The organism is Pseudomonas zhanjiangensis (assembly GCF_041027545.1).
Taxonomy (GTDB): Bacteria; Pseudomonadota; Gammaproteobacteria; order Pseudomonadales; family Pseudomonadaceae; genus Aquipseudomonas; species Aquipseudomonas zhanjiangensis.
In genome coordinates, this window is sequence record NZ_JBFTEG010000020.1 from 23,442 (window position 1) to 37,069 (window position 13,628).

Here is a 13,628-nt window from a genome sequence, read left to right on the forward strand (position 1 = left end):
GGCTTGGCCCAGCGGGCACTCACATCGGTCGAACTAGGGGGCAAAGATGAAATTTGCACGTTCACAGAAAGGCTTGTCGATACTGAGCTGGCTGGTTGTGCTGGCGGTGGTGGCGTTCCTCGCCAGCGCGGTCTTCAAGGTACTGCCGCATTACCTCGACTATATGTCGATGGAAAAGATCATCACCTCGGTGGAAACCGATGCCTCTCAGGATGTCCGCAGCGTCGGCGCATTCTATGGCCATGTTGTCAGAGGCATGGAGGTCAACAGCATTCGCGACCTGGATGTCAAGGAGGTGCTGAAGGTAAAACTGGAGAACAACGAGTTTCGCGCCCACCTGAAGTATGAAAAACGTGAGCCGCTGATCGAGAACATCGATCTGGTGGTGCATTTCGATAAAGAATTCCGCGTACGTATGCCGTGACTGCTTCGTTAGATCGCCTCGAGCGCCAGCTCGGTTACCGTTTCAAGAACCAGGAACTGATGGTCCTGGCCCTTACCCATCGCAGTTTCGCCGGGCGCAACAACGAGCGCCTGGAATTTCTCGGTGATGCCATCCTCAATTTCGTCGCCGGTGAGGCCCTGTTCGAGCGTTTTCCACAGGCGCGCGAAGGCCAGTTGTCGCGCTTGCGCGCGCGCCTGGTCAAGGGCGAGACCCTGGCCGTGCTGGCGCGTGGATTCGATCTCGGCGAGTACCTGCGCCTGGGCTCCGGCGAGCTGAAGAGCGGCGGGTTTCGCCGCGAGTCGATTCTCGCCGATGCCCTGGAAGCTCTGATCGGCGCGATCTACCTGGATGCGGGCATGGACGCGGCGCGTGACCGGGTGCTGGCCTGGTTGAGCAACGAGTTGGACGGTTTGACCCTGGTCGACACCAACAAGGACCCGAAAACCCGGCTGCAGGAGTTTCTCCAATCGCGCGCCTGCGAGCTGCCTCGTTACGAGGTGGTGGATATCCTCGGCGAGCCCCATTGCCGGACATTCACCGTCGAATGTCAGGTCAGCCTATTGAATGACAAGACCCTGGGACAGGGGGCCAGCCGCCGTATCGCCGAACAGGTCGCGGCGGCGGCTGCCCTGATTGCCCTGGGTGTGGAGAATGGCCATGACTGATGTACCTGCAACACGCTGTGGCTATGTGGCCATCGTCGGTCGGCCCAATGTGGGCAAGTCGACGCTGGTCAACCACATCCTCGGCCAGAAACTGGCGATCACCTCGCGCAAGCCGCAGACCACCCGGCACAACATGCTCGGGATCAAGACCGAGGGTGAAGTGCAGGCGATCTATGTGGACACCCCGGGTCTGCACAAGAACAGCGAGAAGGCCCTCAACCGCTACATGAACAAGAACGCCTCGTCGGCGTTGAAGGATGTCGACGTGGTGATCTTCGTGGTCGACCGCACCCGCTGGACCGACGAGGACCAGATGGTCCTGGAGCGGGTGCAGTATGTGCAGGGCCCGGTGATTCTGGCGATCAACAAGACCGACCGGCTCGAGGACAAGGCCGAGCTGATGCCGCACCTGGAGTGGCTTGCCGAGCAGCTGCCGAATGCGGAGATCGTGCCGATCTCCGCTCAGCACGGGCACAACCTCGACGTCCTGGAAAAGCTGGTCGGCGAACGCCTGCCGGAAGGCGTGCACTTCTTTCCGGAAGACCAGGTCACCGACCGTTCCAGCCGTTTCTTCGCCGCCGAACTGGTGCGCGAGAAGATCATGCGCCAGCTCGGCGCCGAACTGCCCTACCAGATCACCGTGGAGATCGAGGAGTTCAAGCGCGAGGGGCGGATTCTGCACATCCATGCGCTGATCCTGGTCGAGCGTGACGGGCAGAAGAAGATCATCATTGGCGACAAGGGCGAGCGGATCAAGCGCATCGGCCAGGAGGCGCGCAAGGACATGGAAGTGATGTTCGACTCTAAGGTCATGCTCAATCTCTGGGTCAAGGTCAAAAGCGGCTGGTCGGACGACGAGCGCGCCCTGCGCTCGCTGGGTTACGACGACATCTGAGTCGCGCCCGGGCGCGCACCCGCGTCCATCACCCTGAGTGGTCACCCGCCATGCTTGCGCCCAGTCAGCCCGCCTATGTCCTGCACAGCCGTGCCTACCGGGAAAGCAGTGCCCTGGTCGATTTGCTCACCCCGCAGGGCCGCTTGCGGGCGGTGCTGCGCGGCGCGCGGGGCAAGGCCGGAACCCTGGCGCGGCCCTTCGTACCCTTGGAGGTCGAGTTGCGCGGGCGCGGCGAATTGAAGACCGTCGGCCGCCTCGAGGCCGCCGGCATCGCCAACCTGCTCGGCGGTGAAGCCCTGTTCAGCGGCCTCTACCTGAATGAATTGCTGATTCGTCTGCTGCCGGCCGAAGACCCGCATCCGCAGGTGTTCGAGCACTACGCCCTGACTCTGCAGGCCTTGGCTCAGGGCCGCGCCCTGGAGCCGCTGTTGCGCGCCTTCGAATGGCGCCTGCTCGACGAACTGGGCTATGGTTTCGCTCTGGACCGGGATCTGCGCGAGCAGCCGGTGCTGGCCGGTCGGCTCTACCGCCTACGCGCCGATGCGGGGCTGGAGCCGGTCGAGCAGCTGCAGCCAGGCGTGTTCCAGGGCGCCGAGCTGCTGGCCATGGCCGAGGCGGACTGGAGCGCGCCGGGTGCGCTGGCCGCGGCCAAGCGCCTGATGCGCCAGGCCCTGGCCCCCCATCTAGGCGGCAGACCGCTGGTCAGCCGCGAGTTATTCATGACCTTCAAGGAGCCACCGCGTGACTGATGCCAATCGTATTCTGCTGGGCGTGAACATCGACCATGTGGCCACGCTGCGCCAGGCCCGTGGCACCCGCTATCCCGACCCGGTCAAGGCCGCCCTGGACGCCGAGGAAGCCGGCGCCGACGGCATCACCGTGCACCTGCGCGAAGACCGTCGGCACATCCAGGAGCGCGACGTGCGCCTGCTCAAGGAGGTGCTGCAGACGCGGATGAACTTCGAGATGGGCGTCACCGAGGAGATGCTCGCCTTTGCCGAAGAGATTCGCCCCGCCCACGTCTGCCTGGTGCCGGAAACCCGCCAGGAGTTGACCACCGAAGGCGGCCTGGATGTCGCCGGCCAGGAGCCGCGGATTGCTGCCGCGGTGCAGCGCCTGAGCCAGATCGGTTGCGAGGTGTCGTTGTTCATCGATCCTGAGGAACGGCAGATCGAGGCCTCGAAGCGCGTCGGTGCGCCGGCCATCGAATTGCACACCGGGCGCTACGCCGATGCCACGACGCCGGTCGAGGCAGCCAAGGAGCTGGCGCGTATCCGTGATGGCGTCGCCTGCGGCCTGGCCCACGGGCTGATCGTCAATGCCGGTCACGGCCTGCACTACCATAACGTCGAGCCAGTGGCGGCCATCGCCGGGATCAATGAGCTGAACATCGGCCATGCCCTGGTAGCCCACGCCTTGTTCGTCGGCTTCAAGCAGGCGGTGCTGGAGATGAAGCAGCTGATAGTCGCGGCGGCCAGTCGCGGCTGATTCGAATGGCGGGTGGAAACGCTGGGCGGTTTCCACCCTACAGAGGATGAGCGCGGGTGGATGGCCGGAGCCATCCACCAACGTCTGGGTTAAGGCTTGCGCGCGATCAGCACGGCGCGGGTCGGCGCCGGCAGGCCTTCGACGGTGCGGCTGTGGTCGGCCGGGTCGAGAAACTCAGGCAGCGACTGGAATCGCATCCATTCGGTGGCGCGCTGCTCCTGCACCGAGGTGGTGTTGACGTCCACGCAGCGCACATCGACGAAGCCGGCACGGCGCAGCCAGAGCTCCAGGGCCGACACGGACGGCAGGAACCAGACATTGCGCATCTGCGCGTAGCGATCTTCCGGCACCAGCACCTGCTGGGCGTCGCCGTCCACCACCAGCGTCTCCAGCACCAGTTCACCGTCCCTGACCAGGCAGTCCTTGAGATCCAGCAGGTGGTCGATCGGCGAGCGGCGGTGATAGAGCACGCCCATGGAGAACACCGTATCGAAGCCCTGCAGCCTGGCCGGAAGCTCCTCAAAGGCCAGTGGCAGGTGCCACGCAGGCAGTTCAGGCAGGTAGTGCTTGATCGCCAGAAACTGACAGAGGAACAGCCAGTTGGGGTCGATGCCGACCACGCTGTCGGCGCCGGCACCGAGCATGCGCCACATGTAGTAGCCGTTGCCGCAGCCGACATCCAGCACGCGCTTGCCGGACAGGTCCAAGTGCGGAGCGACGCGTTGCCATTTCCAGTCGGAATGCCATTCGCTGTCGACGTGCACGCCGAACAGCTCGAAGGGGCCTTTGCGCCAGGGGATCAGTCCCTGCAGGGCGCCTTTCAACGCGGCTCGGGTCGATTCGTCGCAGGGGCCGTCGAAGCTGAAGCGCTGCTGCAGTTCCTGGTGTTCGACCTGCAGGGGCGGCAAGGCCTGCACGGCGCCGAACCAGCGCTGCAGGTCACCGTGGCCGATCGCCAGCTTGGCGTCGATCTGTCCGGGCAGGCCGGCGGCCCAGTCTTGCAGTGGGGTGCCCGCCAGTTGCTGCTGCAGGGCGTCGAGGTCGAGACGGCTAATCATGGCAGGGCGATCATCGAGGCGAAGTTGAGGCACTGGAACCAGGGCACCACCTGGCTGAAACCGGCGGCCAGCAGGCGTTCACGGTGCTGCTCCAGGCTGTCGGGCAGCATGACTTTCTCGATGGCACTGCGTTTCTGGGCGATTTCCAGTTCGCTGTAGCCGTTGGCGCGTTTGAAGGCGATATGCAACTCGCCGAGCAGGGCATGTTGCTCGGCGTCTTCGAAGCGCAACTTCTCCGAGAGGATCAGGGCGCCGCCAGGCAGCAGCGCCTCACGAATGCGGCTGAGCAGAGCCAAGCGTTGCTCCGGCCGGATGAACTGCAGGGTGAAATTCAGCGCCACCAGCGAGCAGGGCTGTAAGGGCAGGGCGAGGATGTCGGCCTCGATCACCTCGACCGGCAGCAGCTCCTGAAACATCGCATCCTGGGCGTGCAGGTATTCGCGGCAGCGCTCGACCATGGCGGCGGAGTTGTCCACCGCGATCACCCGGCAGTCTTCGAGTTGCACATGGCGGCGCAGGGCCTGGGTCACAGCGCCGAGGGAGGCGCCGAGGTCGTACAGCACACTGTGCGGCTGGGCGAATTTGCCCGCCAGCACGCCGATGTTCTCGACGATGGTCGGGTAACCGGGTACCGAACGCTTGATCATGTCCGGGAACACCCGGACCACGTCTTCGTTGAAGGCGAAGTCCGGTACCTGGGCCAGGGGCTGGGCGAAGAGGCGGTCGGGTTGTTTGCTCACGGTGCGTCCGAAGGGGCCTGGAAAACCTGGCATTTTAGCCAAGTGCACCGCCTAGCCAAACCGGATTACTTCAATTGATCGGAAAAGAATTCTCCAGCGCCCTGTAGCGGCCCCAGCGGGTTGCGTTTGACCTCCAAGCGGCGGATGTTCGGCTCGCCGTTGCTGACCTTGTGCACCAGGGTGTCGTCGACCAGGACGAAAACCGCCCTGAAGGTCCAGCCCTGGACTTCGCGCTGCTTGCGGAAGTTGAGTATGTCGGCCCAGAAGCTGCCGACCCGCTGGGAATCGGTCTTGTTGAACTCGAAGGCGTAGCCGACGCAGCGGTCCTTGGCCTCCAGGCACTGCACCAGCCCGTCGGGCAGGTAGTCGATGGGGACATTCGGCTGTACGAACATCAACCGCAGGTCGATGAACGAGAGCATCTTGCCATTGCCCTGGGCCAGGGGGTCGAAGCCCAGGGAGAACAGGTCGGCACGGCGGGTTACGCCGGGAACGGCTTGGGAATAACGGATTTCCGCATCCAGGTAATCACTGAAAGGCGAGCGCATCTCCGCGCGTTCACTGGGTAGAAGGCTGCTGCATCCATTCACGCAGGCCAGGGTTACGATCACTACTGCTTGATGCCAGCAGACTGTCATATCGTCCTCCTCGTAGAGTCGGATGCCTTGCATGCCTACTACTCAATCTAGTCGCTATCGGCTGTCGCGTTTGCTTAACAGCCGAACGGCAGCTGTTACACCGATGAACGTGACGCGCCGATGTGCTTGCCGCCGTAGCGGCTCTGGTGAGGAGGCTGGGGCACGTCGACCGCCGTCGTCACTCGACCCGCACGGCGCACTCGAAGGATTTAGCCGGGGCGACACCAGTCTCCCACGGGCGCTGGTAGGTCAGCCGAAGGTGGCCTTCGCCTGCCTGGCGGGCCTGGAAGCGCCAGGTCGACTGGCCGGCGCTGCCGACCAGGCCGGCATCCTCCGGGTTGCTGTAGACCTCGGGGCCCAGGCTGGCGAGTACCTGCGCCGCATCGTCGCGAATCAGCCAGCGAAACCCGGTGGTGGGATTGCTGGGCAGGGTCAATATCAACTGCTGACCGCTGTGCATCTGCAGGGGGCATCCGCTTTGCTCCTGCACGCTCAGGCTGCCTGGCCGGTGAGCACAGGCGCTCAGCAGGATGAGGCCGAGCGGCAGCAGCAGACGGTGGGCGGTGATCATCATGAGGCTCCTGGCTGCGTTGAACGCCTGCCAGCATAGCCGCTGCGCGGTGCAGGCGTAACCCGTCGCACCGGCTTGGCCTAGGCTTATGCATGTCGGGCCTCGGCAGCCCGACGAACCAGATAGCCGAGGTCTGCATGGGCATTTCTGCACGCAAGGCGCAACGTCGCTCGGGCGCAGGCGCGAGGATCGTCACCCTCACCTTGAGTCCGGCGCTGGACATCGCCACCCAGGTCGCGCGTCTCTGTGCGGACGCCAAGTTGCGCTGCAGCACGCCGGTCTATGCGCCCGGCGGCGGCGGGATCAATGTCGCCAGGGCCATTCATGCGCTCGGCGGCAGCGCCCTGGCGCTGTTTCCCGCCGGCGGCTCGAGCGGTCAGCATCTGGTCGAACTGCTCGAGGCCGAAGGGGTGGCCAGTCAGGTCCTGGCGATCGCCGACTGGACCCGTGAATGCTTCAATGTGGTGGAGCAGGCCAGCGCCCAGCAGTACCGCTTCATCATGCCCGGCGCCCGCCTCGCTGCGGATGAGCAGGTGCAGCTGCTGGCCGCGCTGCAGGCACTGCCCGCGGACTACCTGGTGATCAGCGGCAGCCTGCCCGAGGGCCTGGCCGATGATCTGCTGCCGCGCCTGCTGCGCGATGCGGCGCGACGTGGCGTGCGCTGTATCCTCGACAGTTCCGGCGAGGCGCTGCGCCAGGCCCTCGACGTCGGCGGGATCTTCATGATCAAGCCGAACCTCAACGAGCTGAACACCCTGGTCGGTGGCGAGATCGGCAGCCCACAGCAACTGGCCAGCGCCGCCCGGCAACTGGTGCGGGACGGCAGATGCCAGACCCTGCTGGTTTCCCTCGGCGCCCAGGGGGCATTGCTGGTGCGCGAGGGCCTGAGCGAACGCATTGCGGCGCCGACCGTGCGCCGGCGCAGCACTGTCGGTGCCGGTGACAGCCTGGTGGCGGCGGTGACGCTCAAGCTGGCCGCGGGCGCCGATTGGCTGGAGGCCGCTCGCTATGGCGTGGCCGCCGGTAGCGCGGCGATCATGGCCGAAGGCAGTGGCCTATGCCGGCGCGAGGATACCGAGCAGCTATACGCCTGGCTGCAGGCCTACGCCGGGGATTGACTGCGCAGGTCACTGGGGCTTGCTGAAAGTGGCCAGCTGCTTGACCAGCATGTCGAGCATATGACGACGATTGATGACGCCGACGACCTTGCGGTTGGTATCGACCACCGGGTAGCTCTTGGGTTTATCGGTAAGCATCTGCTGGGCAAGCGCCAGCGGATCTTCGTCGAGCTTCACGCAGAGCACATCATCGCGCATGATGTCGCGAACGGTTGCCACCCGCTGGTTGTGATAGACCACCTGGATGCTGACCTGCAGGCATTCCTGTTCCGAGATCCAGCCGAGCAGTTTGCCCTCGCCATCGACCACCGGGCCGCCCAGCATGGCCTTCCTGACCAGCTTGGCGGACGCCTCGACGACGGGCATGTCGGGATGAATGAGGGCGAAGTCTTTGCTCATGCAGCTGGCGATAGGGGCAGAAATCAAGGCGATGCTCCGGTGCGGGTAAGGGAAGCCGCGTCACGCCGAGCGCGCGCCGTCAGGGCAGCGAGCAGCATGGCCGTGCAGCTTTTGGTTGGGCCCGGATCGGCGCTGGCGGCGCGCCAGCTGCGGCTGGCGGTCGAGGATGGGGCGACTATCCTGGCCAACGCGGTCAAGCAAGTTCCAAGCCGAGTCGGCTCAATGCCGTGCAGATGTCTCCGTAACTGCGCAAGTTGGCCGCCGATGCCCGCTAACAGGCTAGGACGCAGGCCGGATCAATCAGCCGCTACGGGCTAACTCGGTGCGTCGCCGGCCGTTTTGGTGCGTCCTGTTGCACCTTGCTTGGCCGATGAGTCGCCGCTGGTGCTGGCGGAAAACCCTGGGCGCCACTGTTGCCTGACCAGCGCGAAACCTGCATAAACTCGTGGGATTGGGCCGTCTGTGTCTGCCTGACTGAGGCAAGCATGTATCACGGAGAAAAACTCAACGCCTGGACTCATCTGGTCGGCGCCGTGCTGGCCTGCATCGGCGCGGTCTGGTTGCTGGTGGCGGCGAGCCTGGAGGGCTCGCCGCGCAAGATCGTCAGCATGGCGGTCTACGGGCTCAGCCTGCTGCTGCTCTACAGCATCTCGACCCTCTACCACAGCCTGCGCGGCCGCGCGAAAGTGATCATGCGCAAGTTCGATCACCTGTCGATCTACCTGCTGATTGCCGGCAGCTACACCCCTTTCTGCCTGGTCACGCTGGCAGGCCCCTGGGGCTGGTGGCTGCTCGGCATCGTCTGGAGCCTGGCGCTGATCGGCATGCTGCAGGAAATCAAGCCGCGCTCGGAGGCGCGGGTGTTATCCCTGGTGATCTATACGCTGATGGGCTGGATCGTCCTGGTGGCGGTCGAACCCCTGCTCGCCGCCTTGGGTACGGCGGGCTTCGCCTGGCTGGCCGCCGGGGGGCTGTGCTACACAGTGGGTATCGTGTTCTTCGTCTATGACGAGCGTTTCCGCCATTGGCACGGGATCTGGCACCTGTTCGTGATGACCGGCAGCCTGCTGCATTTCATCGCCGTTGGGCGCTATGTGCTATAGACGCAGGACAAACCGGGACGGTGCGCCGTCCCTGGCCCTCAGCTTCAGTCAGTGGCAACAGGAGTCAGCATGGATCCCTTCATGCAAGCGGCAATCGAGGAAGCCCAACAGGGCCTGGCCGAGGGCGGCATTCCGATCGGCTCGGTGATCGTCCATCAGGGCCGGATCATTGGTCGTGGACACAACCGCCGGGTGCAGCAGGGCAGCGCCATCCGCCATGGCGAGATGGATGCCTTCGAGAACGCCGGTCGCCAGTCGGCCCAGACCTACCGCGAGTCGGTGCTCTACACCACCCTGTCGCCTTGCGCGATGTGCAGCGGGGCGATCCTGCTGTACGGCATTCCGAGGGTGATCATCGGCGAGAACCAGACCTTCATGGGCGAGGAAGAATTGCTCAGGTCGCGGGGCGTGGAGGTCGAGGTGCTGCAAGAGGCGACGTGCGTGGCGCTGATGGAGGACTTTATCGCCGCCCGCCCCGAACTGTGGAATGAAGACATCGGCGAGTAGGCCCGGCTGCCCGGCGCTCTAACGTAGCGGCAGGCGGCAGCGATCGACCCGCCACCAGCTTGGCAGCAGGCGGCGCACGGCCGGTTGGTTGAAGCGGTCGTCGATCAGGTAGACCACACCGCGATCGTTTTGGGTGCGGATTACCCGGCCGGCGGCCTGCACCACCTTCTGCAGGCCGGGGAACAGGTAGGTGTAGTCGTAGCCGAAGTCAGCGCCGAACAACTCCTGCATGCGCAGCTTGATCTGTTCGTTGACCGGGTTGATCTGCGGCAGGCCGAGGGTGGCGATAAAGGCGCCGATCAGGCGTTCGCCGGGCAGGTCGATGCCTTCACCGAAGGCGCCGCCGAGCACGGCGAAACCGATGCCCTGGCCGCCGCTGCGAAAACGCTCGAGGAAGCCCTGACGCTGGCTTTCATCCATCTGTCGCGACTGCACCCACACCGGCACATGCGGATGGGCGCCGACGAAGGCGTCGAGCGCCGCCTGCAGATAGGCGTAGCTGCTGAAGAAGGCCAGGTAGTTGCCCGGTTGGCTGGCAAACTGGCGGGCCATCAGCGCGGCGATCGGCGCCAGCGAGGAGTCGCGGTGGGCGTAGCGGGTCGACAGGTTGCTGACCGCCTGCACCTGCAGTTGCGTGGCGCTGAACGGCGATTCGACATCGATCCAGGGCGTCGTCTCGGCCAGGCCGAGCAGGTCGGCGTAATAGCGGGCCGGGCTCAGGGTCGCGGAAAACAGCGTGGCGCTATGGGCCGCCTCGAAACGTGGAGCGAGGAAGGGCGCCGGCACCATGTTGCGGATGCACAGGGTCGACAGCACTCGTCCGCCGAGATCGTCGCTGCGGCTGATATCGAACAGCGAGTGGGGGCCGAACGCCTCAGCCAGGCGGCAGAACAGCATGGCGTCCAGGTAGAAGCGCAGCAGTTCGGCGGCATTGCCCGCCGGTTGTTCGCTCAGGTGGTCGGTGACGCTGCCGACCGCCTTCTGCAGCGCCATGACGAACAGGTCCGGGGCGGTCGGGTAGACCTGGTAGGCCGCCTCCTGGTCCTGTTGCAGTTGCTGCCAGTGACGCTGGACCCGCTCCAGCGGCCCCTTCAGCGACGCCGGGGCGATCCGCCGCAGGGCCTGGAAACGGCCCAGTTCCAGCTCGGCGCTGTACATGCCGCGAGCGCGCTCGATCAGGTTGTGCGCCTCGTCCACCAGCAGGCAGACCCGCCACTCGTTGAGCTGGGTCAGGCCGTGCAGCAGAGCGCCCATGTCGAAGTAGTAGTTGTAGTCGCACACCACCACATCGGCCCAGCGGCACAGCTCCTGGCTCAGGTAGTAGGGGCAGACGCCATGGGTCAGGGCCACCTCGCGCACGCCGTCCTGATTGAGCCAGCGGCGCTCCAGGGCGGCCTGACGGGCGGCGGGCAGGCGGTCGTAGAAGCCCTTGGCCAGCGGGCAGGCGTCGCCGTGGCAGGCCTTGTCCGGGTGCTCGCAGGCCTTGTCGCGGGCGACGTGCTCGAGCACCCGCAGCGGCATCGCCTGCTCCTGTGCGCGCAGGGTCGCCAGGGCATCGAGGGCCAGGCGCCGGCCGGGGGTCTTGGCGGTGAGGAAGAACAGACGGTCCAGACCCTGCTCGGCAAATGCCTTGAGCTGCGGAAACAGGGTGCCCAGGGTCTTGCCGATGCCGGTGGTGGCCTGGGCCATCAGGCCGTGGCCGTCGCGGGCGGCGCGGTACACCGCTTCGGCCAGCTGGCGCTGGCCGCTGCGAAACTGCGCATGGGGAAAGCGCAGGCGCGCCAGGGCCAGGTCGCGCAGGCGACGGTGCTCGCGTTCCTGCTCGGCCCAGGCGATGAAGCGGTTGCACTGCAGCTCGAAGAAGGTGCGCAGCTGCTCGGCGCTGAAGGATTCGTGGAAACTGGTTTCGTGCTGGCTCAGCACATTGAAATAGACCACCGCCAGGTCGATTTCGTCGAGGCCGCGCTCCTCGCACAGCAGCCAGCCATAGACCTTGGCCTGGGCCCAGTGCAGCAGGCGGTGATTCTGCGGGATGCGCGCGATGTCGCCGCGGTGGGTCTTGATCTCTTCCAGGCGGTTTGCCTCCGGGTCGTAGCCATCGGCCCGGCCGCGCACCTGCAGGCCCTGGTATTCGCCGCTCAGGGGCAGTTCGGCCTGGTAGCCGGCGCCGCGCCGGGCGACCACCATGGCATGGCCGGCCATGCCCTCCTGGGCGGTGGGCGAGGGCGTGAAGCGCAGGTCCAGGTCGCCGACCTTGGCGGTGAACTCGCACAGTGCGCGTACCGCGACGCGGTAGAGGGTGCGCCGCTCAGGCAGCGGCCGAATCGGGATGATCCTGTCGCTCATGTGTCCGACCATTGCACATAGCACACATCCACCGGCATGCCATGCTCGGCGCAGAAGGCCAGCCAGCGCCGCTGGTTGTCCTGCAGGCGGTCGCCGGGGCCTTTCACCTCGATCATCCGATAGCGCCGCTGCGCCGGCCAGAACTGGATCAGGTCCGGCATGCCGGTGCGGTTGGCCCTGATGTCGCGCAGCAGGCGCTCGAACCAGGCACGCAGGTGCGCCGCCGGCAGGCAGGCGAGCGCCTGCTCCAGCAAGGGTTGCTCCAGCGCGGCCCAGAACACGAAGGGCGACTGGGTGCCGAACTTCTGCGCATAGGTCTGGCGGATCGCCTCGCGGTAGGCGCCCGACTCCAGCAGTGCCAGGCGCTCGCCGAACAGTTCGGCGCGGCGCGCGTGGAAGTCGGAGCTGAGCAGGTCGGCCGGGCCGCTGTGGAACGGGTGGAAGAAGGCGCCCGGCAGCGGGGCGAAGATCGCCTCCCAGCACAGCAGGCCGAACAGGCTGCAGATCAGGCTGTTCTCGACATAGTGCACCGGCCCGTGCGGTTCGCTCAGGTGGGCCTGTACCGCCTGCTCGACGCTCTGATTGGCGGCCCTGGGCAGCCTCAGCTCGATCCGCGAGGGCTGCGGCTCCCTGGGCTTGGGCGGTGGCGCCAGGCCGAGTTGGCGATTCAGGCGCGACAGCGCTCGCTGCACGGCCTGGGCTTCGCTGTCATCTTCCGCTGCCAGGGCGGCCTGACTGGCCAGGGCGTGGGCCTCGGCCGGGCGGGCCAGGCGCTCCAGCAGACGGATGCGGCGCACGCGGGCCCCGGCGTACCGGCAGTCGGCGTAGCAGGCGAGGGCACTGTCCAGTTGGCCCTCGCGTTCCCGTTGCTGGCCCAGGCGGAACAGCAGCTTGGCCCGCCGCGCGGCGAGAAAGGGCGTGGCGCAGTCGAGCCGGTCGATCTGCGCGAGGACCGTGCCGATCGGCTCGCCCGCCTCGAAGCGCTCGCGGCAGCGCTGCAGCTGCAGGTAGCAGTCGACGTCGGCGCGCCGGCGAAAGGCGCGGGAGTCCTGGCTCAGTTCGACCGGCTCGTAGCGAAAGATGCCGAGGTCGGCGAGGACGAACTCCGACCAGTCCTGGCGCAGGTTGCCGAAGAACATCAGGCGCAGGCGTTCGCACAACCCGTCGATGCACAGGCTCAACACCCGCTCGTCCAGGCCGGGGCACCAGTCGGCGAAGGGGCGTGGCCCAGGACGCTCGGCCGCCAGCAGCTCGAGCAGCTCGGCCTTCTTCAGGGACCTGCGCGCGCCGACGGCGAAGTGTTCGATGATCTCGGCCTTGCGCAGCAGGGCGAACAATTGCGCCGGCTCCAGCTCGGCGTCTTCGCGCACCCAGCCATGGTCGAGCAGCGCCTCGGCGGCCTGCAGCGGGCAGCCGATCTCCGCGTAGTTCAGCTTGCTGGCGCGAAAGTGCACGCCCTTGCGCATGATCATGCGCACCAGCAGGGCCTGGGCGGGCAGGGCGAGTTCGCCGAACTGCCGCAGCAGGGCCAGTTCTTCGTCCAGCAGCAGGTCGTGATGACGTGCCTGGAGCCAGGCCAGGGCCTTGTGGAAGTTGGTCAGGTAGTAGAGGGCGGAATCGAGCGGGGGCTGCATGATGGGGCCGGGCACTGTTTG

15 protein-coding genes are annotated in these 13,628 nt (G+C 66.0%); 8 read left to right on the plus strand and 7 right to left on the minus strand.

Features of this window, described 5'->3' with window-relative positions; genetic code table 11:
- Positions 1 to 46 precede the first annotated feature (46 nt).
- Genes AB5S05_RS19015 through pdxJ form a run of 5 tightly spaced genes read left to right on the plus strand, consistent with a single transcriptional unit; the run spans position 47 to position 3,493 of the window.
- Positions 47 to 424: a DUF4845 domain-containing protein gene (locus AB5S05_RS19015; protein WP_369289097.1), complete on the plus strand. Its 378-nt coding sequence runs from the start codon at positions 47 to 49 to the stop codon at positions 422 to 424.
- Positions 421 to 1,110, plus strand: coding sequence for a ribonuclease III (gene rnc, locus AB5S05_RS19020; RefSeq protein ID WP_369289098.1), 690 nt, complete (start codon positions 421 to 423; stop codon positions 1,108 to 1,110). The genes AB5S05_RS19015 and rnc overlap by 4 nt, the downstream gene beginning before the upstream one ends.
- On the plus strand, positions 1,103 to 2,005 hold the full coding sequence (gene era / locus AB5S05_RS19025) for a GTPase Era (RefSeq protein ID WP_369289099.1): 903 nt from the start codon (positions 1,103 to 1,105) through the stop codon (positions 2,003 to 2,005). Before rnc ends, era begins: the two co-directional genes overlap by 8 nt.
- 50 nt (positions 2,006 to 2,055) lie before the next feature.
- Complete coding sequence (gene recO / locus AB5S05_RS19030; protein WP_369289100.1) at positions 2,056 to 2,754, plus strand: DNA repair protein RecO; 699 nt, start codon at positions 2,056 to 2,058, stop codon at positions 2,752 to 2,754.
- Positions 2,747 to 3,493: a pyridoxine 5'-phosphate synthase gene (gene pdxJ / locus AB5S05_RS19035; RefSeq protein ID WP_369289101.1), complete on the plus strand. Its 747-nt coding sequence runs from the start codon at positions 2,747 to 2,749 to the stop codon at positions 3,491 to 3,493. The genes recO and pdxJ overlap by 8 nt, the downstream gene beginning before the upstream one ends.
- An 89-nt stretch (positions 3,494 to 3,582) precedes the next feature.
- Here pdxJ and cmoB read toward each other — a convergent pair whose 3' ends face one another.
- The 4 genes from cmoB to AB5S05_RS19055 all read right to left on the minus strand — a co-directional run bounded on the left by cmoB (position 3,583) and on the right by AB5S05_RS19055 (position 6,500).
- Positions 3,583 to 4,551, minus strand: a complete 969-nt coding sequence (cmoB, locus tag AB5S05_RS19040; RefSeq protein WP_369289102.1) for a tRNA 5-methoxyuridine(34)/uridine 5-oxyacetic acid(34) synthase CmoB — start codon at positions 4,549 to 4,551, stop codon at positions 3,583 to 3,585.
- A complete protein-coding gene (gene cmoA / locus AB5S05_RS19045; RefSeq protein ID WP_369289103.1) occupies positions 4,548 to 5,324 on the minus strand; it encodes a carboxy-S-adenosyl-L-methionine synthase CmoA in 777 nt (258 codons plus the stop codon). The genes cmoB and cmoA overlap by 4 nt, the downstream gene beginning before the upstream one ends.
- Before the next feature lie 32 nt (positions 5,325 to 5,356).
- Positions 5,357 to 5,929 carry a hypothetical protein gene (locus AB5S05_RS19050; protein WP_369289104.1) on the minus strand — a complete coding sequence of 191 codons (573 nt, stop codon included), beginning with the start codon at positions 5,927 to 5,929 and terminating at the stop codon, positions 5,357 to 5,359.
- A 178-nt stretch (positions 5,930 to 6,107) separates the two neighbouring features.
- Positions 6,108 to 6,500, minus strand: coding sequence for a protease inhibitor I42 family protein (locus AB5S05_RS19055; protein WP_369289105.1), 393 nt, complete (start codon positions 6,498 to 6,500; stop codon positions 6,108 to 6,110).
- A gap of 137 nt (positions 6,501 to 6,637) precedes the next feature.
- On the opposite strand from AB5S05_RS19055, the gene pfkB reads away from it, so the two are divergent.
- Complete coding sequence (gene pfkB / locus AB5S05_RS19060; protein ID WP_369289106.1) at positions 6,638 to 7,618, plus strand: 6-phosphofructokinase II; 981 nt, start codon at positions 6,638 to 6,640, stop codon at positions 7,616 to 7,618.
- A gap of 9 nt (positions 7,619 to 7,627) precedes the next feature.
- Here pfkB and AB5S05_RS19065 read toward each other — a convergent pair whose 3' ends face one another.
- On the minus strand, positions 7,628 to 8,044 hold the full coding sequence (locus AB5S05_RS19065) for a CBS domain-containing protein (protein ID WP_369289107.1): 417 nt from the start codon (positions 8,042 to 8,044) through the stop codon (positions 7,628 to 7,630).
- A 458-nt stretch (positions 8,045 to 8,502) separates the two neighbouring features.
- On the opposite strand from AB5S05_RS19065, the gene trhA reads away from it, so the two are divergent.
- Positions 8,503 to 9,120, plus strand: a complete 618-nt coding sequence (gene trhA / locus AB5S05_RS19070; RefSeq protein ID WP_369289108.1) for a PAQR family membrane homeostasis protein TrhA — start codon at positions 8,503 to 8,505, stop codon at positions 9,118 to 9,120.
- Between the two features lie 69 nt (positions 9,121 to 9,189).
- Positions 9,190 to 9,627: a nucleoside deaminase gene (locus tag AB5S05_RS19075; protein ID WP_369289109.1), complete on the plus strand. Its 438-nt coding sequence runs from the start codon at positions 9,190 to 9,192 to the stop codon at positions 9,625 to 9,627.
- 18 nt (positions 9,628 to 9,645) lie between these two features.
- Here AB5S05_RS19075 and AB5S05_RS19080 read toward each other — a convergent pair whose 3' ends face one another.
- Positions 9,646 to 11,973 (minus strand): helicase C-terminal domain-containing protein, encoded by a 2,328-nt coding sequence (locus tag AB5S05_RS19080; RefSeq protein ID WP_369289110.1) that lies wholly within the window; start codon positions 11,971 to 11,973, stop codon positions 9,646 to 9,648.
- Complete coding sequence (locus AB5S05_RS19085) at positions 11,970 to 13,607, minus strand: VRR-NUC domain-containing protein (RefSeq protein ID WP_369289111.1); 1,638 nt, start codon at positions 13,605 to 13,607, stop codon at positions 11,970 to 11,972. Before AB5S05_RS19085 ends, AB5S05_RS19080 begins: the two co-directional genes overlap by 4 nt.
- Positions 13,608 to 13,628 lie beyond the last annotated feature (21 nt).